Here is a 22446-nt window from a genome sequence, read left to right as displayed (position 1 = left end):
AAGCGCTCCGGGCCGGTCACCTTGAGGCGTCCGGCCCGGAAAGACCTGCTAGCGGAACCGCAGAGCCGTCGGTCCCTGCACCTTCGACCCGCGCCGCTGCTTCGCGGGCATTGCGGCCAGCTTCTCGCGGAGCTCGACCGCGTAGGACGCGAGCGCCTCGACGAGGTCCGGTACCGAGGCGTGCTGCGGCTGGACGTCGACCCGGAGGCCGAACTCCGTCGCCGTCTCGGCCGTCTTGGGGCCGATCACCGCGACCACCGTGCGGGCGTGCGGCTTGCCCGCGATGCCCACCAGGTTGCGGACCGTCGAGGACGAGGTGAACAGCACCGCGTCGAAGCCGCCCGACTTGATCGCGTCGCGGATCTCGGCCGGCGGCGGGGCCGCGCGGACGGTCCGGTAGGCCGTGACGTCGTCGACCTCCCAGCCACGCTCGATGAGGCCGGCGGCCAGCGTCTCGGTGGCGATGTCGGCGCGCGGCAGCAGCACCCGGCCGACCGGGTCGAGGATCTCGTCGTGCGGCGAGAACTCCGCCAGCAGGCCCTCGCTGGACTGGTCGCCCGCCGGGATCAGCTCGGGCTGGATGCCGAAGGCGCGGACCGCGTCGGCCGTCGCCTCGCCGATGCAGGCGATCTTCACGCCGCCGAAGTGGCGGGCGTCGAGGCCGTGCTCGGCGAACTTCTCCCAGACCGCGCGGACCGCGTTGACCGAGGTGAAGACCACCCAGGCGTAGCGGCCGTCGACGAGGCCCTTGACCGCCCGTTCCATCTGGGCCGGGGTGCGCGGGGGCTCGACGGCGATCGTGGGGACCTCGCACGGGATGGCCCCGTACGCCCGCAGCCGGGCGCTCATCGCCCCGGCCTGTTCCTTGGTCCGCGGCACGAGGACCTTCCAGCCGTACAGCGGGCGGTTCTCCCACCAGCTCAGCTTGTCGCGTTCGGCGACGTCCGCGCCGACCGTGAGCACGACGCGCCCGGTGAAGCCCAGCGCCGCCGCGACGAAGCTGTCGACGGTCGACGTGGTCGTGTACTGCGTCTCGCCGGTGCCGTCGCCGGTCACGCCGACGGCGGTGCCCGGCTCGACGCCCGCGGCCAGCAGGCCGTCTCGGACCGCGGCCAGGTCGCCGGCGTCGACCGCCACGGCGAACGAGCCCTTCTTGGCCGCGCCGGCGAGCGCGTCGAAGTCCACCGCGGTCACGTCGTCGATGTCGGCGACCGTGCGGACGCCGGGCAGCGGGACGCCCGCGTACGTGGCGACGCCCTCCGCCTGGCCGAGACCGGGCACGACCTCGAAGTGCACCGCCGTGCGCGCCACGGCCTGCACCTCGCGAACCACGACCTCGTGCCCGAACGGGTCGCCGGCCACGAGATGCACGGCGGACAGGCCGGACTTGGCGGCGGAGAGCAGCACCTTGGCGACGTCGCCGGGCGCGCCCTCGGCCGGGCTGAACTGGGTGTCTTCCTTGGCCTCCGCCTTGATCGCCGCAAGCAGCGACTCGGGGACGCCGCGGTCGTAGACGACCTGGTCGGCGTCGGCGAGGGTGTCGTGGGCCCGGCGCGTCAGCAGCCCCGGGTCGCCGGGTCCGGCGCCGACGAACGCGATGCGTCCCGCGCTCTTGCGGGCGGTGCGGGTGGTCATTCTGTGCTCCCCATCAGGGTGTCGGCGCCGGCTTCGAGGAGATCGGCGGCTAGCGCTTTGCCGATCTCCGCCGCGTCGGCGGGCGTTCCGGTGCGCGACAGCCGGACAGCTCGGGCCCCGTCCGGGCTGATCACCGCACCGCGCAGGTAGATCTCGTCGCCGTCGTCGCCTTCGGCGAGTTCGGCATGTGCCGCAACCGGGGCGGAGCACCCGGCCTCGAGCGTGGCAAGCATCGCCCGTTCCGCCGTGACGGCGGCGCGGGACGGTGCATGATCGAGTGCTCCCAGCAGCTCGACCAGGTCTGCGTCGCCGGACCGGCACTCCACCGCCAGCGCGCCCTGGGCCGGGGCGGGCAGCATGAGCATCGGGTCCAGCGTCTCCGTGATCTCGGCGGTCCGGCCGAGACGCGCCACGCCGGCCCGCGCGAGGACGACCGCGTCGAGGTCGGCCTCGGGGCCGAGCACCCGCGCGATGCGGCTGTCGACGTTGCCGCGAATCGGCGTGACCTGCAACTGTAGGCCCAAAGCATGCAGTTGCGCGATTCGGCGCACCGCGCCCGTGCCGATGGTGGCACCCGGCGGCAGCTCCGCGAGGGTCTTCCCGTCGCGGGCGACGAGCGCGTCGCGCGGGTCCTCGCGCTGGGGCACGGCGGCGATGTGCAACCCGCCATGCGAACCGGTGGGCAGGTCCTTATACGAGTGCACCGCAAAGTCGATCTCGTCCGCCAGCAGCGCGTCGCGCAGTGCGGAGACGAAAACGCCGACGCCGAGCTGGGTGACGGGGGCGGCCGAACGGTCTCCCGGGGTCACGATACGAACGAGCTCGACCGGCACGCCACAAGAGGCGGTCAGCGAGTCGGCGACCATCCGGGACTGGGCGAGCGCCAGCGCGCTGCCGCGGGTGCCGAGGCGCAGCGGACTCCTCACGCTTGTCCTCCGATCTCGGGCACGGCGTCGGCCTGGGTGGCGTGCGGAACGTCGAGGTCGAAGAGTTCGCGCAACAGGGCCGCATACTGGTCGCCGCCGGGCTCCGCCGCAAGTTGGCGAACCCGTACGGTGGGCGAATGCAGCAGTTGCTGCACGACCCGGTGCAGGGTACGGGAAATGTCCGCCCGCTGCTCCTCGCTGAATTCCGGCCGCCGGGCGGAGAGTTTGCGCAGCTCAGCCGTGACGACCTCGTCCGCGCGCGTGCGCAGGGCCGCGACCGTCGGGGCGATGTCGGCGCCGCGCAACCAGCCCAGGAAGTTTTCGACCTCGGTGGCGACGATCTGCTCGACGGCGGCGGTCTCCGCGGCGGCCGGCATGGTGCGCCGGCTCGTGGCCAGACCGTCGATGTCGACGACCGTGACGTTCGGCAGGCCGGCGACGTCGGGGGCGACATCGCGCGGGACGGCCAGATCGAGCACGACCAGCGGGCGCTCGCGGCCGGCCAGCCGGGCGGCGGTGAGCACGGGCTCGGTCGAGGCGGTGGCGCAGACCACCACGTCGGCGTCGCGCAGGGCGGCGTCGAGGTCGGCGAACTCGACCGCGGTGGCCCCGTACGCCTCGGCGAGCCGGGCGGCCCGCTCGGCGCCGCGGTTGGTGATGCGTAGCGGCCCGACGCCGGTGCGGGTGAGGGTGGCCACGGAGAGCGCGCCCATCGCACCGGCGCCGATCACCAGGCCCGGCCGTCCGCTGAGGTCGCCGCCGAACGCGTCGGCCGCGACGTCGAGGGCGGCGGAAACCACGCTCTGCCCGGCGCGGTCGATGCCGGTCTCGGCGTGTGCGCGCTTGCCGACCCGCAGCGCCTGCTGCATCAGCTCGTGCAGGAGGCGGCCGGCCGAGTCGGCCTCCGTGGCGGCGTGGTACGCATCACGGAGCTGCCCGAGGATCTGCGCCTCGCCCACGACCATCGAGTCGAGACCCGAGGACACCCGGAACGAGTGACGCACGGCCGCCTCGTCGTAGTGCACGTAGAGATGGCCGGCGAGCTCGTTGGCCCCGATGCCGGACTGCTCGGCTAGCACGTTGCAGACGTCGCCGAGGCCGCCGTGGAAGCCGGAGACCGCCGCGTACACCTCGACGCGGTTGCAGGTGGAGAGGACGACCGCCTCGCCGATGTACGGCTGGGCTACGAGCTTGTGGAGCACGGCGGGAATGTCGGGGCCGGCGATGGTGAGGCGCTCGAGGGTGCCGACCCCGGCGGTGCGGTACGACGCGCCGACGCTGAGCAGGTTCACGACCCGACCGCCTCCTGGTTACCGCCCACGCGCCCGCCGGGCAAGGCCGTCAGGGAGGCCTTGCGGTGCTCGTGGAAGGAGAGGATCTGCAACTCGATGGCGAGGTCGACCTTGCGGACGTCGACGCCGGCCGGCACCGACAGCACGCAGGGCGCGAAGTTGAGGATGCTGGTGACACCCGCGGCCACGAGCTCGTCGGCGACGCCCTGGGCGGCGCCGGCCGGGGTGGCGATCACGCCGATGGTGATGCCCTCCTCGACGACGGCGCGGCCGAGCTCGTCGATGTGCCGCACCGGCAGGCCGTTTATCGTCTTGCCGACCCGCTCGACGTCGGCGTCGAAGAGGCCGACGATGCGGAATCCGCGGCTGGCGAAGCCGTCGTATCCGGCGAGGGCGTGGCCGAGGTTACCGACACCCACCAGCGCGACGGCGCGGCGCTGGTCGAGGCCCAGGATGTACTCGATCTGGTCGATGAGCAGGGCGACGTCGTAGCCGACGCCGCGGGTGCCGTACGAGCCGAGGTGGGAGAGGTCCTTGCGGAGCTTGGCGGAGTTGACCCCGGCCGCGGTGGCGAGGCCTTCGCTGGAGACCGTCTCCGAGCCGGACTCGGCGAGGTGGTGCAGGGCGCGAAGGTATTCCGGTAGCCGCGCGATCGTCGCTTCCGGGAGGTCCGGGAAGGCGGGCACCGCACCGGCGTTGCCGGGCGTGTTTCCTTGACGCTGCTGACTCATCTGACTCCGTGCCGACAAGGTGGCGAACCTGCGGTGAGCCCTCTGTGGCCTGGATGGACCGGCTGTGGTAGCAGGGCTCGTCGGAGTCACAGAGTAGGCGCTTGTGAAGGCGTGCACAAATCGCGATCTTGATAGCGGAACTGGACAAAGATCGAGTCAACGTGCTATCCGCACGCCGACACCCGTCCGAGTATTACCGGTTCGACCCCCTGCCGGCCACCACCGTCGAAATACCGACGAGCGTCACAGGGACTTGGCGAGGGCCACCGCGTCGAGGAGGGTGTCGGCAACCGGCGTACCGGAGGCGCGGAGCCGGGCCGGATCGGTGAAGCCGCCGCTGTAGAGCACGCAGCGGGCACCGACCGAGGCGGCCGCGTCGGCGTCGTCGATCGAGTCGCCGATCAGCACGGCCTGCTCGCCACCGATGCCGAGCTCGGCGAGGTGCCGGGCCAGGTGGCCGGCCTTGAGGCCGCCGTCGATCTCGGTGGGCCGGCCGTCGATGCGGGCGAAGACGCCGGCCAGGCCGCGGGACTCCACCGCCGGGATGAGCTCGTCGTGGAACCACATGGAGAGCAGCGACTGGGTGCCGGACCAGGACTTGATGGCGGCCTCGGCGTCGGCGACGAGCGGGATGGTGGTCAGGCCCATCCGGTACGCCTCGTGGAAGATCCGGTCGAGCTCCTCGAACTCCTCCTCGGTGATCGCCCGCTCGAGGATTTCCGCATAGAAATCCGACACCGGGCGCCGGAAGCGCTGCCGGTGCTCGTCGGAGTCCACGCTGCGCCCGCCGACCGAGGCGAACGTGTGGTTCGAGGAGGAGACGACGAGCGAGAGGTCGTCGAGAAGGGTGCCGTTCCAGTCCCAGACAAGATGAGTACGCGCCACGGCCGAGAGGCTACAGGCGAGGGGCCCCCGGCGGTCGAGCCATATCCCGCAGCAGTCGCTCCTCCTCGACCCGCCAGTAGCCGTGCTCCTTGCCGTCGAGGATGACCACCGGCACCCGATCGCCGTAGTCACGCTCCAGTTCCACCGAGTCGGAGACCTCCACCCGCGTCCACTGGCCGGCGGCGATGCGGTCCAGCACCTGCTCGGCCTCCTCGCACAGATGGCAGCCGGTGCGGCTGATCAGGGTCAGGCGGGTCATCGGAGGGCTCCCTTGCGTACCTTGCCGATCGCGGAGTGCGGCAGCTCGCCGACCAGCTCGATGCCGGCCGGCAGTTTGAAGCGGGCAAGCTGCGCGGCGCAGAAGACCTGCAGCTCGGCGGGGGTCGGGGCGGGGTCGAGGGCGGGAACCACGAATGCGTACGGCGCCTGGCCGGTCTGCGCGTCCGGCACGGCGATCACGGCCGACTCGGCGACGCCGGGATGCGCATCAAGCACCCGCTCGATCTCGGCCGGATAGACGTTGAACCCGTTGACCAGGATCAGCTCGCCGATCCGGTCGACCAGCACCAGGTCTCCGGCGGCGTCGGCGTAGGCGACGTCACCGGTGCCCCACCAGCCGTCCGCGTCCGGGCCACCGTGCCCGTCGGGCCAGTATCCCGAGAACAGGTTGTCCCCGCGGACGACGATCTCGCCCGGATCGGTCCCGTCGGCCTCTTCCAGGTCGATCTCGAGGTCGTCGGCGGGCGCGGCGGTGGGAGCGCCGTCGCGCCACAGCACGGTCCCGTCCGCGGCGCGCAGGAGCAGCGAGACGCCGGGCAGCGGACGACCGATCGAGCCGACCTTGTCGCGGTCACTCACCGCAGTCGTGGTGACGACGGGTGCGGCTTCGGTGAGGCCGTATCCGATCAGCAGCGTCCGGCCGGTGGCAGCGGCGAAGCGGGCGGCGGTGTCGGGGTCCAGCGGCGCCGCGCCGCACACCGCGGTGCACACCGAGGCGAAGCCGGGCCGCTCTTCCCGCGACCACGCGGTATACATCGACGGCACGCCGACCACGGTGGTGACCTGGTGTTCCGCGATCAAGGCAAGGGTCTCGGCCGGGTCGAACCGGTCGACGAGCACGCCGCACGCGCCGTGATGGGCGACGGCACCGAGGCCGGTGTTGAGCCCGTACGCGTGGAAGAACGGTATCGCCAGCAGCACGACGTCGTCGGGCCCGAGCACCGGCGGATCGATTCGCTGCAACTGCTCGTGATTGGCTGCGAGAGCACGGTGCGTGAGCATGGCGCCCTTCGGCCGCCCGCTCGTCCCCGACGTGTAGAGCAGGACCGCGAGCTCCGTCGCGGCCGGCGGATCTGCCGCGGCTTCCGGGCCGTCATCGACGAGAAGCGACGGCGACGGTACGGCTACCCCCTCGGCCAACCGCAACCGACCCAGCACCTCGTCGTCGGCGACCACCCGCACCGCCCCACTGTCGGCCAGCGCGAACGTCACCTCGTCCGGGGTGTAGCCGGGGTTGAGTGGCACGGCGACGCGACCCGCCCGCAGCGCCCCGAAGTAGGCGGCGGCGAAGTCCGGCGTGTTGCCGAGAATGATCGCCACCCGGTCACCCGGCCTGGTGCCGGCGGCGAGCCGGCGCGCCGCCCGCTCGACCCGGCGGTCCAGGTCGGACCAGGTCAGCACGGTGTCGCCGGCGATCAGAGCGGCGGCGCCGGGACGTTGCCGCGCGGCCTCGCGCACCGGGTCACGGGCCGGCTCCTCGGTGAGATCTCCCACGAGGCCCGAGTCTGACACAAAGGACACCCGAACGGGTGGGCGCGGACAGCCTGTCCGCGCCCGATGCGAGGGTGCCCTACATCGTGGCAGAAGTAACCGATGTCGCGTCTGCGCCACTTCGGCATAATTTCGCGCGGCGCACACAGTGTGCGACTCGCTGTGTGCGGACTCCGCAATACTTCCGATCTGTGTAACGGAGTCCACATCTGTGGGTGAGGTCGGCCACTCCACTGGGGCCGCTTCACCCCGTTTTGTTGTGGACCCCTTTCGGGACCTCTACTCATCGACGGCCCGCCGGGTCAAGGAGGCGCAGTGAGTCATGTGTACGCCGGCGACCCGTACGGCCGCGACATCTTCGCGGCATACGCACACGTGCCGCAGAGGCTGAACGCCCTGCGCGAGGGCGTCGCCAACGCGATCCGTGGCGACGGACCCAAGCGGACCCGGAACCGGCCGCACATCAATGAGTCGCCGAGCCGGCACCTCCCCCCGACCGGGAACGTCAAGGGGGGCCGGGTCGTCGTACCCGGCCGGCCGCAGCCTCCGCAGCAGGCCGGCCCCGAGCGCCGGACCGGCGCGGCGGACGGTGACCAGGCCGTGGTGGTGCCGACCCAGAGCACCACCGGCCCGCCCAGCGAGTCCGAGCCGCCCAAATATCCGGCGCGCCCCGACCCGGGCGACGCCGCCGCCGAGGTCTGGGCGCTGGTCGAGCGCGCGCAGGGCGGCGACTCCGCCGCCTTCGGCCTGATCTACGACCGGTACGTGGACACCGTCTTCCGCTTCGTCTACTTCCGCGTCGGCAACCGCCAGCTCGCCGAGGATCTGACCTCCGACACGTTCCTGCGCGCCCTCAAGCGCATCGGCAGCTTCACCTGGCAGGGCCGCGACCTGGGCGCCTGGCTCGTGACGATCGCCCGCAACCTGGTCGCCGACCACTTCAAGTCGGGCCGCTACCGGCTCGAGGTCACCACCGGCGACGTCCTCGACGCCGACCGCGAGGACCGCGGCCCCGAGGGCAGTCCCGAGGCCGCCGTGGTGGATCACATCACCAACGTCGCGCTGCTGACCGCGGTCAAGCAGCTCAACCCAGAGCAGCAGGAATGCATCGTTCTCCGCTTCCTGCAGGGCTTCTCCGTCGCCGAGACCGCCAGGACCATGGGCAAGAACGAGGGCGCGATCAAGGCCCTCCAGTACCGGGCCGTCCGGGCCCTCGCCCGGCTCCTGCCCGAAGGCTTCCAGTGGTGACGGCAATTTCCCCTATGTCGATCTCTCCCACCGCTGTGGCGCAGGTCGCACCCGTAACCGGCCCCGCCCGTCAAGCGTTTGTCCGGGTGCGACCCGTGGTGGACCAACGGTCCGCCGGTTCCGTCGCGCTCGCCGGCACAGCCGCCGGCGAGTCACTCACGAGCGAAGGGAGGTGCCCGCGATGAAGTTCGACTTCTTCGATCGCCGGAGCGCCGAGCGCTTCGCGGAGCTCCTCGACGAGACCCACCGTCGCCACCACGTCCGGGGCCAGGTCGACGACGAGCAACTCGCCGAGCTGGTCGCCATCGGGCACAGCCTCTCCGCGGCACGGACCGGCGCTCACGTCGACCCCGAGTTCCGGATGGGGCTACGGGCGATGCTCGTCGCCACCGCCGAGCGCGACGGCATCGGATCGACGGCCACCGCGCCCGAACCGGAGCCGGACATCACCGAGCCCGCCCGCAAGCTGTTCGGCCAGGCCGGCCGGCGGATCCGCGCCCGCGGCGCCATCGTCATCGGCGTCGCCGCCGGCGCGATGGCGGTCTCCGGGATCTCCGCGGCGAGCGAGAACGCCGCACCGGGCGACGCCCTCTACGGGGTCAAGCGCTCGACCGAGCGCGCCCAGCTCGCCATGGCCGGATCCGACGTCACCCGCGGGCAGCTCTCGCTGACGTTCGCCCGCAACCGCCTCACCGAGGCGGCGGAGATGGACGGCGACGACCCCAAGTTCCGCGACGCGCTGGACGACATGGACGCCGACACCAAGCAGGGCGTCAAGCTGCTGCACTCGGCGGCGGTCACCCGCCGCGAGGCGGCCGGTCTGGCCTCCGTCGACTCGTTCGTCGACCGCCAGCGCCGGGTCCTGACCTCGGCCCAGGGGCGGCTCGACCCGGCCAACCGGGCGCGCGCCACGGAGTCACTGACTCTGCTCGACGCGGTGGAGCAGCGCACCGAGAACCTGCGCGACGGGCTGGCCTGCGACTCGGTCACCCCGTCGGGCAGCGACGCGCTCGGCCCCAAGCTGAAGTCCTGCCGGGCGGGCGCCTCGGCCTCGGAGCGTCGGCAGGGCCAGGCGCAGGGCGACAAGACGCCGGACTCCGATGACAAGAAGTCGGCGAAGTCCCAGTCCGGCGACGAAACGCCGGCGACGCCGGGATCAGGCGACAAGGTCGGCGTGCCGAGCACCGGCGGCCCGTCCGCCCCGTCCGGAAACGGCGTCCTGGTCGACCCGGCGCCGGTGATCTCCGACGACCCGCTGAACCCGGCCACCGGGGACAAGGGGCTGCTCGGCGGCCTGCTCGGCGGCATCTTCGACAACGACTGATCCCGGGCCACGAGGCTTCATACATGGCGAGGGGCGGTGCCGACTCAAGAGTCGGGGCCGCCCCTCACCGCGTACTGTAGCGTCTGTCTGTCCGGTTCTCTGTCGGCCTTCGTCACCGCATCTCCGGGCCGAGACTCACCGCTTCTCCGGACCGAGAGTCAGCGGCCGAACGGGTCCGGACGCTTCTCCAGCAGCGAGTAGAGCGTTACCTGAATGGTCTCGCGCACCTGGTCGGCGAGGTTGTAGACCACCATCGGATCGTCCGCGTACTCGGTGAGGTGCGCCGTCGGGATGGGCGGGCAGAACTCGATCATCCACTTGCTCGGCAACGGCACCAGGCCGAGCGGGCCCAGCCACGGGAAGGTCGGCGTCACCGGGAAGTACGGGATGCCGAGCAGCCGGGCGAGCGGCTTGAGATCGGCCAGGATCGGATAGATCTCCTCGGCGCCGACGATCGCCACGGGCACGATGGGGGTGCCGGTCCGCAGGGCCGCCGACACGAACCCGCCTCTGCCGAACCGTTGCAGTTTGTAACGCTCCGAGTAGCGCTTGCCGATTCCCTTGAAGCCCTCGGGGAAGACGCCCACCAGCTCGCCACTGCTCATCAGCCGCTCGGCATCCGGATTGCAGGCGACGGTCGCACCGGCCTTGCGGGCGAGTTCGGACAGCACCGGCATCCGGAACACAAGGTCCGCCCCGAGCAGGCGCAGGTGCCGCACCACCGGATGCTTGTCCCGCAACGCCGTGGTGAGCATCAGGGCGTCCAGCGCCACGGTGCCGGAGTGGTTGCCGACGACGAGACCGCCACCGGCCTCCGGAACGTTCTCGATGCCGAAGACCTCGGTGCGGAACCAATCGCGGTAGAGCACGCGCAGCATCGGGTGGAAGAGCGCATCGGTCAGCTCGGGGTCGAACCCGAACTCGTCGATCTCGTAGGCACCCGCGAGCCGGCGCCGCAGGAACGAGAGCCCCCGGGCGATCCGCTGGTCCCACACATCCACCGTGCTCCGGGGCTCGGTCGCGCGAGGCCCGGGCGAGCCGGACCCGGAGATCTCCGTTCCGGCCGTGGCGACCGGCGCGGGTGGGACAGCACTTTCCCGAGAGGGCGTCTCTGGCGGATTCGGCGACCTGGGCGGCCGGGCCGCTGGGCGGCGGCCGGACGTGCCGCTCGCGGGTTTGCCGCTGGCGGATGCGCCACTGGCGGATGCGCCACTGGCGGGCGCGCCACTAGCGGGCCTGCCGGTGGCGGGAGTGCCGGTGGCGGGAGTGCCGGTGGCGGGCGTGCCGGTGGCGGGTTTGCCACGTCCACCAGGCGCCTTGCGCCTCCGCGGCTTCGGACCGGCGTCCTGTCCGTCGTCGCCGGCCGGCTCCGCGGTCTCGTGATTCTCTGACTTTTCAGCCGCCGAAGCGGTCGAAGCCGCCGAAGCGGCAGTGGGCCGGCGACGGGAGCGGCGGGCCGCCGGTGGCGGGTCCGGAATCGGGATGGGCCGCTTGCCGTTCACCGGCTTGGGCGGGGACGCCTGCGGCAGCGTGAAGTCGGCGTGGCCCGGCAGCGACGCGTGGTATTCGTCCTGGCTCATGATGTGACGGCCTCACGGTGATCGACCGGTGCACCGGCCCTGGCACGGTCGTCGCCCGACCCGCCGGTGGCGTCCGAGTCATCGACCGGCCCGCCGGCGGCGTCCGAGTCGTCGGCCGGCTCTCCGGCAGCGGCGGCGCGGACCCGGCGGATCCCGTCGAGGATGGCCCGCTCGGCCGCGGCCAGCCGGTCCGCCGTGAGCGAGGAACCGTCGCGGTGGCCCTTGATGAAGTCGTCGAACGCGGCCGCCGTGCTTCGCGGCGTGAACCCGAACTCCTTGACCAGCCGGGCGGTGTCCACCACGCGGCCGTGCACGAAGAGGTCGATCTGGTCCAGGCCGATCTCGCCGACACCCACGTTGCGCGCCAGGGCGGCGACGGCGGACAGCGTCCCCTCCGGCAACGGTACGGCGACCCGACCGGCCCTCCGCACGGCCTGCGAGAGCATCAGCACCCCCGCGCCGGCCACGTTGAAGGTGCCGGGATGGTCCTCGACCACCGAGCGGTGCAGGATCTCCAGCGCGTCGTCGACGTGCACGAACTGGAGGCGGGCGTCGCGGCCCAGCACGGTCGGCACCACGGGCTGGGCGAAGTAGCGGGTCAGCGACGTCTCGGCGGTCTCGCTGAGGAACGGCGCGAAGCGCAGCACGGTCGCCGACACCCCGGGACGACGGCGGCGGAAGCCCCGCACGTAGCCCTCGATGTCGAGGATGTCACGAGCGAAGGAGCCTCGCGGGACGGCGCGGGGCTCGGTGTCCTCGGTGAAGACGGCCGGGTCGCGGAACGAGGCGCCGTACGCCGCCGTGGACGAGCGCACCACGAGCTTGCGCAGCCGGCCGGCGCCCTGGGCGGCGGCCAGGAGCTGCATCGTCCCGATGACGTTCTGCTCTTTCATCGCCGCGCGGCCGCCATGGTGCGGGTCCGGCGCGCTGGTGATCGCGAGGTGGACGACCGCCTCGGCGCCGAGTTCGGCGATGGCGCCGGTGGCCGCACGCGCGTCGGCCCGGATCAGCTCGACGTCCGTCAGCAGGCCCGTGAGGGCCGGCGGCGGATCATGCGGATCCAGGCCGATGACACGCTCGATCCGGGGATCGGAGGCGAGGCGGGACGCCACCCGGGCGCCGAGGAAGCGGCTCACCCCGGTGACCACGACGACCCGCGGTGGGGCCGCGGCTTCGGACGACACCACAGGCGCGCCTCTCACGTGCGGCTTGGGGGGAAGGCAGGTGAGCGGGCCGGGTCAGTGACCCGGCCGGGCGTCACTTGCCGAGACGGCGACGCTGGACGCGGGTCTTGCGCAGCAGCTTACGGTGCTTCTTCTTCGCCATACGCTTGCGGCGCTTCTTGACCACGGAGCCCATACGTCATGCCTCTCGAACCATGTGGGCCGGTCGCTGCGCACGCAGTGGCGCGCCGACCGGACTGACAACGGTTTGCCCCTCGGCCGTGGCGCCCAAACGCACACGGGTATCACGGGGCGAACCGCTCCAGCGTAGCGGCCCGGCCTCCGGGGGACCAACACGGCCCCTCGCGCGAACGCCCGGACCGCACCGGCCCGGACGCCCACGGCCGGCCGTCACCAGCTCCGCCGAACCCTCCGCTCCGTCACGCGGTCTGCGAGAAGGCTCCTCGCAGATAGGTGTGCACGGCGTGCTCGGGCACCCGGAACGAGCGGCCCACCCGTACGGCGCTCAGCTCGCCGCCGTGCACCAGCCGGTAGACGGTCATCTTGGAGACCCGCATGAGCGCGGCAACCTCGGCCACGGTCAGGAAGCGCACCTCGGCAAGGCGCTCCTCCGTCTGGGCTGCTGGACCCGTCATCTCCTCGCACCGATCCTTTCGCAGGCGCCTCCGCCGCGGCCGGACAGGCCTTGCGCCGCGGCGGTGGGCGCGCGTGTCATCAGTACGGTATCGAGACGTCTGTTACCAGGGCGATGCGTTCCGTGAAATGGCTACAAAAAGTCAAGGCGACACGCGGGTTTTATCCCGGAAGGTGACCTACTTCTTGCTCGTGAGTGCTTTGCCGAAGAACGCCAGGTTTGCCGGGCGCTCGGCGATGCGGCGCATCAGGTAGCCGTACCACTCGTCGCCGTACGGGACGTAGACGCGCACGGTGTGGCCGGCGGCCGCCAGCCGGGCCTGCTCCTCCGGGCGGATGCCGTAGAGCATCTGGAACTCGAACTCGTCGGGGCGCCGGTCGAACCAGCGGGCCCGGTCCTCGGCGATGGCGATGATCCGCGGGTCGTGCGAGGCGATCATCGGATAGCCCTCGCCCGACATCAGGATGTTGAGGCAGCGCACGTATGCCTTGTCCACGTCGAGCGCAGACTGGTACGCAACCGACTCCGGCTCGGCGTACGCGCCCTTGCAGAGGCGCACCCGCGACCCGGCGGCGGACAGCTCCCGGCAGTCGCCCTCGGTGCGCCGCAGGTAGGCCTGCAGCACCGCACCCGTGCTCGGGTAGTCCTTGCGCAGCTCGGCGAGGATCTCCAGCGTCGAGTCCGTGGTGGTGTGGTCCTCCATGTCGAGGGTCACCGTGGTGCCCGCCTCGACCGCCGCGGCGCAGATCGCGCGCGCGTGCTCGTACGCCATCCGGTCGTCGATCTTCTGACCCATGGCCGAGAGCTTCAGGCTGACCTCGGCCGCCGGCGTCAGCCCGGCGCCCTTGAGCTCCTTGAGCAGGGTGAGGTACTGATCCTTGGTGGCCGTCGCCTGCTCCGCCGTCAGCGTGTCCTCGCCGAGGTAGTCCAGAGTGATTGCCAGGCCGTCGCCGGCCAGCGTGCTAGTGACGCGCAGAGCGTCGTCGACACCCGTGCCGGCGACGAACCGCGTGACGATCCCCTTGGTGACGGGGGCGGTCGAAATCAGCCGCTCCATCCGGGATGACCGGGCGGCGGCGAGGAAGACGGATCGGAGCATGAGGCGAGCGTATCGCCCGTGTCCCAGCAGGATGCGGCGGAGCCGCCACCGCCAATGGTGCCCGGCCCGGCACGCCGACCATGTCGGTCCGGGACCCGGGCGGTTACCGTTGTCGGGTGAACTTCGATGCGTACGCACGCACGGCGGTGGAGCTTGTCAACGCGAGGCTCGACGACCTCGCCGGGTTGCGGGCGCTCTTCGGCGGCGAGCTCGGCTGGATGGGCGACGAGGTCACCGAGAAGGATCTCGCGGCATTCCGCCGTGCCCAGCGCCGGCTCCGCGAAGTCTTCGAGTACGGCACCTCCGGCCGCGACACGGACGCCGTCGCCGAGCTGAACGCGCTCCTGGAGGTGCATCCGGTGCAGCCGCGCATCTCCGGCCACGACGCCAACGACTGGCACATGCACGTCACCAGCCGGGGAGCGTCGGTGAGCGCCGAGTTCCTGGCGGGCGCGGTCTGGGGCCTGTCGGTCTGGCTGTGCGAGTACGGCAGCGCGCGCTTCGGCATCTGCGCCGACGAGCGCTGCGGCAACGTCTACCTGGACACGTCGTCGAACAACTGCCGCCGCTTCTGCTCCGAGCGCTGCGCCACCCGCTCGCATGTGGCGGCACACCGCGCCCGCAAGCGCGCCGCCACCCTCACCCCCGCCTGACGTCGGAGGTGACGGCCGGGGCCGCCGAGCCTGCCGGGGCGAGGTGACGGCGGGCGAACTCCAGCGACTCCCGCAGGTCCTGCACCCGCTTCTCGCGGCTGGTCACCTTGCGGGTCGACACCTCCAGCGCGACGGAACCCCGGAATCCGCGGCTGGACAGTGACCGCAGCAGCTCGGCGCACGGCTGGTTGCCCCGGCCGGGCACTAGATGCTCGTCCCGGCCCTCCCCGGTGCCGTCGCCCAGATGGACGTGCTTGAGCCCGGAACCCATCCGGTCGGCCATCTCCAGCGAGTCGGTCCGCGCGGCCGCGCAATGCGAAAGATCCAGCGTGTACGCGTCGTAGCCGGCCTCGGTCGGGTCCCACCCCGGCACGTACGGGACGAAGGTGCGCCCCGCCATCCGCACCGGGTACATGTTCTCGATCGCGAAGGTCGTGTCCGGATGCCGGGCCTGCACCTTGGCCAGCCCCTGGGCGAAGTTGCGGGCGTAGTCGCGCTGCCAGGTGAACGGCGGATGCACGACCACGGTCGGCGCGCCGAGCGCCTCGGCGAGCTGGGCGGCCCGGCCGAGCCGCTCCCACGGGTCGGGGCTCCACACCCGCTGGGTCACCAGCAGGCACGGCGCGTGCACCGACAGGACCGGCACGCCGTAGTGCTTCGCCAGGCCCTGCAAAGCGCCGGCGTCCTGGCTGACGGCGTCCGTCCAGACCATGACCTCGACGCCGTCGTAGCCCACCGTCGCCGCCATCTCGAACGTGGCCGCGGTGGGCTCGGGAAAGACGGAGGAGCTGGAAAGGATCACGGGGACATGGGAAGCCACGCGTCAAGGGTAGACCCGTCCGGCACGGCTGCCAGTTCCTCGGTCGGTATACATGAGGACAAACCGGCCCGCTGAGCGCGGTTGGCCGGCGGGCGCGCGTACGCTGTCGCAGGTGAGTCGCCGCACCCAGCTCCGCATCATCATGGACGACGCGGCAGCAGCCCGCGCCCGCGAGGTCGAGCCCGATTTCCCTCGCGAGTGGATCGAGTTCGTCGACCCCGCCGACGGGCAGCACGTCGTCCGCGCCGACCTGACCTGGCTGTTGTCCCGGTGGACGTGCGTGTTCGGCTCCGCCTGCCACGGCATCATCGCCGGGCGCGCGCAGGACGGATGCTGTTCGCACGGCGCGTTCTTCACCGACGCCGACGACGAGAACAGGACCAAGCAGGCGGCTGCCAAGCTGACGCCCGAGAACTGGCAGCACTACCGGCGCGGGTTCAAGAACTACACGGAGATGGACACCATCGACGGCGCCAAGCCGGCCCGACGTACGGCCACCCAGCCCGACGACGGCCCCTGCGTCTTCCTCAACGACGCCGGCTTCCCGGGCGGCGGCGGTTGCGCCCTGCACGCCCAGGCGCTGCGCGACGGCGTCCACCCGCTGACCTACAAGCCCGACGTGTGCTGGCAACTGCCGGTACGCCGGGAACAGGACTGGACCAAGCGCGCGGACGGCACCAAGTATCTGCTCTCCACGCTGACCGAGTTCGACCGCCGCGGCTGGGGCCCGGGCGGCCACGACCTGGACTGGTGGTGCACCTCCTCGCCGGACGCGCACGTGGGCACCGAGCCGATGTACCGCTCGTACGGTCCGGAGCTGGCCGCGCTCATCGGCCAGGAGGCTTACACCGAGCTGGCCCGGCTCTGCGACGCCCGGGTCGCCTCACGCATGGTCGCGCCGCACCCGGCCACCGTCGCCGCGGAGGCGTCCCGGGCCCCGAAGAAGCGCGGCGGGCGCGAACCCGCGACACCCCCCGCCGCCGAGACGCAGTAGTAGCGGTGGCAGCCGGGCGCAGCCGGGCCGGAGCATGCCCGCGCAGAGCGACCACAACGGCTTCGGGGAAGGGGATGGCCCGCGCAGGGATCAAGCCTGACCGCCCGGAGTGGGTCGTCCCCAGCCCCGAAGCCCCACGGTGACCAACCCGAAACCGTCACGGCTCGAACTTGTAGCCGAGGCCCCGCACGGTGACGATGTAGCGCGGCGCGCTCGGCTCCGGCTCCACCTTCGACCGCAACCGCTTCACGTGCACGTCCAGGGTCTTGGTGTCGCCTACGTAGTCCGCGCCCCAGACCCGGTCGATGAGCTGGCCGCGGGTCAGCACCCGGCCGGCGTTGCGCAGCAGCAGCTCGAGCAGCTCGAACTCCTTCAGCGGCAACTGGACCCCGGCCCCGTCGACCGTCACGACGTGGCGTTCCACGTCCATCCGGACCGGACCGGCCGCCAGCGTCGGCGTCGTCACCTCGGCCGCCTCGGCGCCCTGGCGCCGCAGCACGGCGCGGATGCGGGCGACCAGCTCACGCGGCGAGTACGGCTTGGTGACGTAGTCGTCGGCGCCGATCTCCAGGCCGACCACCTTGTCGATCTCGCTGTCCCGGGCGGTGACCATGATGATGGGTACGGCGGAGCGCTGCCGCAGTTGCCGGCACACCTCCGTGCCGGACATCTCGGGCAACATGAGGTCGAGCAGGACGATGTCGGCGCCGGTCCGGTCGAACTGGGTCAGCGCCGAGGTGCCGGTCGGTGCGACCGAGACCTCGAAGCCCTCCTTGCGGAGCATGTACGACAGGGCGTCGGAGAACGACTCCTCATCCTCGACCACGAGCACGCGAGCCAATGGGGATTCCTTTCCTACTCCGCCGGCCGTCAGGCCGAGGGGAGCCCGGCCGCGCCGGACTCGATCTCAATCGCCGCCGGTAACGGCAGCGGGGACTCCGGGGGTCGCGCCGGTAGGCGCAGGGTGAACGTCGAACCACCGCCGAGCGTGCTGGACACGTCGACGCGGCCACCGTGGTTCGTGGCGATGTGTTTGACGATCGCCAGGCCCAGGCCGGTGCCGCCGGTGGACCGGGAACGGGCCTGGTCGGCACGGTAGAACCGCTCGAAGATCCGGTCGACGTCGTGCGGGGCGATCCCGATGCCCTGGTCGGTGACGTCGATCTCGATCCAGTCGTCGTCCTGGCGCATGCTCAGCGCGACGCGGGTGTTCTCGCCCGAGTAGGCGATCGCGTTCTCCACGAGGTTGGTCACCGCGGTGGCGACCTGGCTGTCGCTGCCGTACACCGTGGCGCCCTTGGGCCCGGTGTAGACGACCTCGATGTGCTTCGCCGCCGCCGTCGTCCGGGTCCGGTCGACGACCTCGGCGATGACCCAGTCGACGGCGACCGGCTCCGGCGTGGGCAGCGGCTCGGCGCCCTGCAGGCGGGTGAGCTCGAGCAGTTCGTTGACGAGCCGGCCCATCCGGGCGGACTCGTGGTGGATGCGTTCGGCGAAGCGGCGGGCGGCGATCAAGTCCTCGGACTGCGCCTCCGGGGAGGTCTCGGGCATGGCGGTCGCGTCGAGCAGCGCCTCGGCGAGCAGTTGCAGCGCACCGATGGGGGTCTTGAGCTCATGGCTCACGTTGGCGACGAAGTCGCGCCGCACCCGGGCGAGGCGGTGCGACTCGGTGACGTCGGCGGCCTCGATCGCGACGTGGGTGGAGTTGAGCGCCACCGCGCGCAGGTGCAGGCCCAGAGGCGCGTGGGCACTGCCGGCGCGTCCTCGGGGCAGATCGAGCTCGACCTCCCGGCGTACGCCCGTACGGCGCACCTGACCGGCCAGCGTGCGCAGGATCGGATGCGCCGCGAGGGTGCCGGGGGCGCCACCGGAGCGGAGCAGCCCCATCGCCCGCGCCGCCGGGTTGACGAGTGCGGGGTGGTCCTCCGCGTCCAGCACCACCACGCCCACCCGCAGCGAGTCGAGGCTCTTGCGGCCGAGACCCTTGAGACCGTGCTTGCCGCTCGGCTCCTCGTCGGTGTCGATCTTTCGTCCCCCCTTGGTCGGGACGGCCGGAAGGTCGGCCGTCCTCGGCGCGGCCTGGCCGGGCCTGCGGGCGCGGGACAGCAGCCACCCGGCCGCCCCGCCGCCGGCGAGCGCGGCCAGGAGGAGAGCGATGCCGTTTGCCGTGTCCACGCAGCGATCGTAGGGTCATTGTTTACCTGGACCGCGCGGATAATCGGACAAATCCGGCGCGCTTCGAGGAATGTTCACCATCCGGCCCGGCGTCGTTCACCGCCGTTCATGTCCGCGCAGCCGGATCCTCTTAGCGTTGCTCCGGCAAGCCCTGCACACCCGGCTCTCCGGCCTCTGAGGCCGAGGCAGCCCACGAACATCGGGACGGAACATGCGCGAGGAGTTTCAAGCCGACCTCAACGAGGTCAGTCGCCTGCTGGTGACGATGGCGGAGGCCGTACGCGCCGCGCTGCGGAAGGCGACCACCGCCCTGCTGACCGCCGACCGCGAAGCCGCCGAGTCCGTCGTGACCCGCGACGCCGAGGTCGACGAGATCTACCGCCAGGTCGAGACGAAGGTCGCCGACACCATCGCCCGGCAGGCGCCGGTCGCCTCCGACCTGCGCATGGTGATCACCGCCCTGCACATCTCCGCCGACCTCGAACGCATGGGCGACCTGGCCGAGCACGTGGCCAAGACCGCGCTGCGCCGCCACCCCTCGCCGGCCGTACCGGCGGAGCTGCGCCCGGTCTTTCGGCAGATGGCCGAGGTGGCCGACCGCATGGCCGACAAGATCACCAACGTTCTCGCCAATCCCGACGCCGACCTCGCGGCCGAGCTCGAGAAGGACGACGACGCCATGGACGACCTGGAGCGTGACCTGTTCAAGGTCCTGCTCCACGACGACTGGCCCTACGGCGCGGAGACGGCGATCGACGGCGCCCTGCTCGGCCGCTTCTACGAGCGCTACGCCGACCACGCGGTCAACTCGGGCCAGCACATGATCTACCTGATCACCGGCGAGCAGGCCCAGGACTGACCTTTCATCGGCGAGGCCGGGGCATGCGCCCCGGCCTCGAGCCAGTTCGGGACCGCCCACCAGGTGCGTGACCGACCCACGCGGAGCGGCCACGACGGCTTCGCCGGGAGGCATGGCCCACGCAGGGATCAAGCCTGACCGCCCGGAGTGGGTCATCCCCTCCCCCGAGCCCACCGTGACGTGATCACCCGCGGCGGGCCACCACCGGAGGGGGAATCAGCGACCCTGGTTCGCGACGGCGGCGGCCGCCTCCTTCGCGGTTTCCGGGTCGAGGTAGGCGCCGCCGGCCGTGACCGGGCGCAGCGTGTCGTCCAGGTCGTAGCGCAGCGGGATGCCGGTGGGGATGTTGAGCTTGGCGATCGCCTCGTCGGAGATCTGGTCGAGGTGCTTCACGATGGCGCGCAGCGAGTTGCCGTGCGCGGCGACGAGCACCGTCTTGCCCGCCCGCAGGTCCGGGACGACCGCGTCGTACCAGTACGGCAGGGCGCGCAGCAGCACGTCCTTCAGGCACTCGGAGCGTGGCTTCAGCTCCGGCGGCAGGTCCGCGTAGCGCGGGTCGGCGATCTGCGAATACTCGTCGCCGTCCTCGATCGGGGGCGGCGGGACGTCGTACGACCGGCGCCAGAGCATGAACTGCTCCTCGCCGTACGCCTCCAGGGTCTGCTTCTTGTCCTTGCCCTGCAGCGCGCCGTAGTGCCGCTCGTTGAGCCGCCAGTGGCGCTTCACCGGGATCCAATGCCGGTCCGCCGTGTGCAGGGCGATCTCGCTGGTGCGGATCGCGCGGCGCAGCACGCTGGTGTGCACCACGTCGGGCAGCAGCCCGTGCTCCTTCAGCAACTCGCCGCCACGGCGGGCCTCGGTCTCACCCTTGGCGTTCAGGTCGACGTCGACCCAGCCGGTGAAGAGGTTCTTGGCGTTCCACTCGCTCTCGCCGTGGCGCAGCAGCACAAGGGTCCCAGTCATGCCCTCCATCCTGCCGCAGGCCGGGCGACGATGTGACGCCACCCTCAGTGGCGACCACCACGTGGAAATCGTGCTGCGCGGGCCGTGGGAGATCACTAAGTTGTAAGTCCTGAGGTCTCTTACCGGTGCTTACATGGGGGGTACGAAGCGTGCGCGGGTGGTTGCGGGAAGCGGCGGGTGGGCTGCCCCGGCAGTTCTGGTTCCTCTGGACCGGCACACTGATCAACCGGCTGGGCGCCTTCGCCGTCATCTACCTCGCCATCTACCTCACCCAGGAGCAGCACTTCACGCAGAGCCAGGCCGGGCTCGTGCTGGGCGCCTACGGCGTCGGCGGCGGGATCGGCACCATGACCGGCGGCGTGCTCACCGACCGCTGGGGCCGGCGCCCCACGATGCTGACCGCCCAGTTCGGCACCGCCGCGCTGATGCTCGCCCTCGGCTTCGCCGACGGCTTCTGGCAGCTCATGCTCGGCGCGTGGTTGCTGGGCCTGTTCGCCGAGGGGGTACGGCCCGCGTTCCAGGCGATGATGGTCGACGTCGTGCCGGACAAGGACCGCGTACGGGCGTACTCGCTGAACTACTGGGCGGTCAACCTGGGCTTCGCCGGCGCCGCGATCCTGGCCGGTTTCGCCGCCAAGTTCGACTACCTGCTGCTCTTCGTGGTCGATGCGGGAACCACCCTCGTCACGGCCCTGATCAGCCTGATCTTCCTGGCCGAGACCCGGCCGGCGCGCGCGGCGACCCGCCGGACCGGGGGCGGCCCCGGGCTCGGCACGGTGTTCCGCGACCGGGTCTTCCTGGTCTTCCTCGGGCTCAACTTCGTCGTCGTGCTGGTGATCATGCAGCACATGTCGACGCTGCCGATCGCGATGAGCGCGGACGGGCTGAGCCCGGCCACGTTCGGCTGGGTGATCGCGGCGAACGGCATCATGATCGTCGCCGGCCAGCTCTTCGTGCCGAAGCTGATCGACGGCCGCAACCGCTCCCGGGTACTGGCCCTCGCCACCGTCATCATGGGCGTCGGGTTCGGCCTGACCGCCTTCGCGGGCTCGCCCGCCTTCTACGCGGTCACGGTGGTCATCTGGACGCTGGGCGAGATGCTGCAGAGCCCCTCGAACTCCGCCCTGGTCGCGGAGCTGTCGCCGTCCCTGCTGCGCGGGCGCTACCAGGGCGTCAGCTCGCTCTCGTGGTCGGCGGGCTCCGCGCTGGCGCCGGTAGTCGGCGGCTTCGTCCAGCAGCACGCGGGCAACACGGTGCTGTGGCTGAGCTGCGCGGTGATCGGCGTGCTGGTGGCGGCCGGTCAGATTTTCTCCGGGCCGGCCCGGGAACGCCGCGCCGCGGAACTCCGGGTCTCCGAGCACCGGCCGGCGGGTCCCTCGCCTGCCGGACCTTCGCCTGCCGGACCTTCGCCTGCCGGCCCCTCGCCTGCCGGACCTTCGCCTGCCGGCCCCTCGCCGGCCGCGACGGAGACCCCGCACGCGGAGGACGTCACCCCGCCTCAGGCGGTCCGGGTCCCGGCCGACGGCTGAGCCGGGTCGCGGGCAAGGCTCGAACCGGGCCGTGGGCAATTGGCCTTCCGGGCGAGTCGGCCATCATCCGTGAGGGCGAAGTTGCCACGTGTGACCGTCCCGACAGATGGCGGAGCGCCAACTCGCTTGTGAGCCTTGCCCAGCC

General features: G+C 71.7%; 19 protein-coding genes and 3 pseudogenes. 6 read left to right on the top strand and 16 right to left on the bottom strand.

Going from position 1 to position 22446, the window contains the following annotated elements:
- Positions 1-48: 48 nt before the first annotated feature.
- The 7 genes from EDD30_RS23100 to EDD30_RS23070 form a co-directional block, all read right to left on the bottom strand.
- Complete coding sequence (locus EDD30_RS23100; protein ID WP_123678473.1) at positions 49-1635, bottom strand: bifunctional uroporphyrinogen-III C-methyltransferase/uroporphyrinogen-III synthase; 1587 nt, start codon at positions 1633-1635, stop codon at positions 49-51.
- Positions 1632-2561, bottom strand: a complete 930-nt coding sequence (hemC, locus tag EDD30_RS23095) for a hydroxymethylbilane synthase (RefSeq protein ID WP_071809852.1) — start codon at positions 2559-2561, stop codon at positions 1632-1634. Before hemC ends, EDD30_RS23100 begins: the two co-directional genes overlap by 4 nt.
- Positions 2558-3853, bottom strand: coding sequence for a glutamyl-tRNA reductase (locus EDD30_RS23090; protein WP_071809854.1), 1296 nt, complete (start codon positions 3851-3853; stop codon positions 2558-2560). The genes hemC and EDD30_RS23090 overlap by 4 nt, the downstream gene beginning before the upstream one ends.
- Positions 3850-4584, bottom strand: a complete 735-nt coding sequence (locus EDD30_RS23085; RefSeq protein ID WP_071809856.1) for a redox-sensing transcriptional repressor Rex — start codon at positions 4582-4584, stop codon at positions 3850-3852. The genes EDD30_RS23090 and EDD30_RS23085 overlap by 4 nt, the downstream gene beginning before the upstream one ends.
- Before the next feature lie 243 nt (positions 4585-4827).
- Positions 4828-5469, bottom strand: a complete 642-nt coding sequence (locus EDD30_RS23080) for an HAD family hydrolase (RefSeq protein WP_071809858.1) — start codon at positions 5467-5469, stop codon at positions 4828-4830.
- 10 nt (positions 5470-5479) lie between these two features.
- The gene (locus EDD30_RS23075; RefSeq protein ID WP_071809860.1) at positions 5480-5728 is read right to left on the bottom strand and encodes a glutaredoxin family protein; all 249 of its coding nucleotides are present in this window, start codon (positions 5726-5728) and stop codon (positions 5480-5482) included.
- Positions 5725-7242: an AMP-binding protein gene (locus tag EDD30_RS23070; protein ID WP_071809867.1), complete on the bottom strand. Its 1518-nt coding sequence runs from the start codon at positions 7240-7242 to the stop codon at positions 5725-5727. Before EDD30_RS23070 ends, EDD30_RS23075 begins: the two co-directional genes overlap by 4 nt.
- 657 nt (positions 7243-7899) lie before the next feature.
- Here EDD30_RS23070 and EDD30_RS23065 point away from each other — a divergent pair.
- Together EDD30_RS23065 and EDD30_RS23060 are read left to right on the top strand one after the other, a co-directional pair.
- A pseudogene (locus EDD30_RS23065) lies at positions 7900-8487 on the top strand (ECF subfamily RNA polymerase sigma factor, BldN family); the annotation flags it as partial.
- A 181-nt stretch (positions 8488-8668) separates the two neighbouring features.
- Positions 8669-9811, top strand: a complete 1143-nt coding sequence (locus EDD30_RS23060; RefSeq protein ID WP_071809864.1) for a DUF5667 domain-containing protein — start codon at positions 8669-8671, stop codon at positions 9809-9811.
- Between the two features lie 164 nt (positions 9812-9975).
- On the opposite strand, the pseudogene EDD30_RS23055 reads toward EDD30_RS23060, so the two are convergent.
- The 5 genes and pseudogenes from EDD30_RS23055 to EDD30_RS23030 form a co-directional block, all read right to left on the bottom strand.
- Positions 9976-10812 (bottom strand): annotated as a pseudogene (locus EDD30_RS23055) (lysophospholipid acyltransferase family protein); the annotation flags it as partial.
- Positions 10813-11510: 698 nt separating this feature from the next.
- A pseudogene (locus tag EDD30_RS23045) lies at positions 11511-12578 on the bottom strand (NAD-dependent epimerase/dehydratase family protein); the annotation flags it as partial.
- Between the two features lie 70 nt (positions 12579-12648).
- The gene (locus EDD30_RS23040) at positions 12649-12750 is read right to left on the bottom strand and encodes a 30S ribosomal protein bS22 (protein WP_007465623.1); all 102 of its coding nucleotides are present in this window, start codon (positions 12748-12750) and stop codon (positions 12649-12651) included.
- Positions 12751-12994: 244 nt separating this feature from the next.
- Positions 12995-13210, bottom strand: a complete 216-nt coding sequence (locus tag EDD30_RS23035) for a helix-turn-helix domain-containing protein (RefSeq protein WP_071810037.1) — start codon at positions 13208-13210, stop codon at positions 12995-12997.
- A 177-nt stretch (positions 13211-13387) separates the two neighbouring features.
- Positions 13388-14308 carry a proline dehydrogenase family protein gene (locus tag EDD30_RS23030; RefSeq protein WP_071810036.1) on the bottom strand — a complete coding sequence of 307 codons (921 nt, stop codon included), beginning with the start codon at positions 14306-14308 and terminating at the stop codon, positions 13388-13390.
- A gap of 116 nt (positions 14309-14424) precedes the next feature.
- Here EDD30_RS23030 and EDD30_RS23025 point away from each other — a divergent pair, with 116 nt between their 5' ends.
- Positions 14425-14961, top strand: coding sequence for a CGNR zinc finger domain-containing protein (locus tag EDD30_RS23025; RefSeq protein ID WP_071810035.1), 537 nt, complete (start codon positions 14425-14427; stop codon positions 14959-14961).
- Here EDD30_RS23025 and EDD30_RS23020 read toward each other — a convergent pair.
- Positions 14948-15781: a sugar phosphate isomerase/epimerase family protein gene (locus tag EDD30_RS23020; protein WP_071810034.1), complete on the bottom strand. Its 834-nt coding sequence runs from the start codon at positions 15779-15781 to the stop codon at positions 14948-14950. The genes EDD30_RS23025 and EDD30_RS23020 overlap by 14 nt on opposite strands.
- Before the next feature lie 142 nt (positions 15782-15923).
- On the opposite strand from EDD30_RS23020, the gene EDD30_RS23015 reads away from it, so the two are divergent.
- Entirely contained in the window at positions 15924-16775 is an 852-nt protein-coding gene (locus EDD30_RS23015; protein ID WP_071810040.1) for a DUF3109 family protein, read from the top strand.
- Between the two features lie 157 nt (positions 16776-16932).
- Here the strand turns inward: EDD30_RS23015 and EDD30_RS23010 are convergent, their stop codons facing one another.
- Positions 16933-17616 (bottom strand): response regulator transcription factor, encoded by a 684-nt coding sequence (locus tag EDD30_RS23010; protein ID WP_041832944.1) that lies wholly within the window; start codon positions 17614-17616, stop codon positions 16933-16935.
- A 29-nt stretch (positions 17617-17645) separates the two neighbouring features.
- Positions 17646-18950 carry a sensor histidine kinase gene (locus tag EDD30_RS23005; RefSeq protein ID WP_211278071.1) on the bottom strand — a complete coding sequence of 435 codons (1305 nt, stop codon included), beginning with the start codon at positions 18948-18950 and terminating at the stop codon, positions 17646-17648.
- 211 nt (positions 18951-19161) lie between these two features.
- Between EDD30_RS23005 and phoU the strand changes: the two genes are divergently transcribed.
- Positions 19162-19809, top strand: coding sequence for a phosphate signaling complex protein PhoU (phoU, locus tag EDD30_RS23000; protein WP_071810033.1), 648 nt, complete (start codon positions 19162-19164; stop codon positions 19807-19809).
- Positions 19810-20025: 216 nt separating this feature from the next.
- Here phoU and EDD30_RS22995 read toward each other — a convergent pair whose 3' ends face one another.
- Positions 20026-20781 carry a phosphoglyceromutase gene (locus EDD30_RS22995; protein ID WP_071810032.1) on the bottom strand — a complete coding sequence of 252 codons (756 nt, stop codon included), beginning with the start codon at positions 20779-20781 and terminating at the stop codon, positions 20026-20028.
- 140 nt (positions 20782-20921) lie between these two features.
- Here EDD30_RS22995 and EDD30_RS22990 point away from each other — a divergent pair, with 140 nt between their 5' ends.
- Entirely contained in the window at positions 20922-22301 is a 1380-nt protein-coding gene (locus EDD30_RS22990; protein WP_084557956.1) for an MDR family MFS transporter, read from the top strand.
- Positions 22302-22446 lie beyond the last annotated feature (145 nt).

The organism is Couchioplanes caeruleus, from assembly GCF_003751945.1.
GTDB lineage: Bacteria > Actinomycetota > Actinomycetes > Mycobacteriales > Micromonosporaceae > Actinoplanes > Actinoplanes caeruleus.
This window is presented reverse-complemented; position numbering and strand designations above follow the sequence as displayed.

Coding starts and splice junctions, on each gene's coding strand:
- EDD30_RS23100 (WP_123678473.1), bottom strand. CDS start 1,635: ATGACCACCCGCACCGCCCGCAAGAGCGCGGGACGCATCGCGTTCGTC.
- EDD30_RS23085 (WP_071809856.1), bottom strand. CDS start 4,584: ATGAGTCAGCAGCGTCAAGGAAACACGCCCGGCAACGCCGGTGCGGTG.
- EDD30_RS23075 (WP_071809860.1), bottom strand. CDS start 5,728: ATGACCCGCCTGACCCTGATCAGCCGCACCGGCTGCCATCTGTGCGAG.
- EDD30_RS23060 (WP_071809864.1), top strand. CDS start 8,669: ATGAAGTTCGACTTCTTCGATCGCCGGAGCGCCGAGCGCTTCGCGGAG.
- EDD30_RS23040 (WP_007465623.1), bottom strand. CDS start 12,750: ATGGGCTCCGTGGTCAAGAAGCGCCGCAAGCGTATGGCGAAGAAGAAG.
- EDD30_RS23035 (WP_071810037.1), bottom strand. CDS start 13,210: ATGACGGGTCCAGCAGCCCAGACGGAGGAGCGCCTTGCCGAGGTGCGC.
- EDD30_RS23030 (WP_071810036.1), bottom strand. CDS start 14,308: ATGCTCCGATCCGTCTTCCTCGCCGCCGCCCGGTCATCCCGGATGGAG.
- EDD30_RS23015 (WP_071810040.1), top strand. CDS start 15,924: ATGGACGACGCGGCAGCAGCCCGCGCCCGCGAGGTCGAGCCCGATTTC.
- phoU (WP_071810033.1), top strand. CDS start 19,162: ATGCGCGAGGAGTTTCAAGCCGACCTCAACGAGGTCAGTCGCCTGCTG.
- EDD30_RS22995 (WP_071810032.1), bottom strand. CDS start 20,781: ATGGAGGGCATGACTGGGACCCTTGTGCTGCTGCGCCACGGCGAGAGC.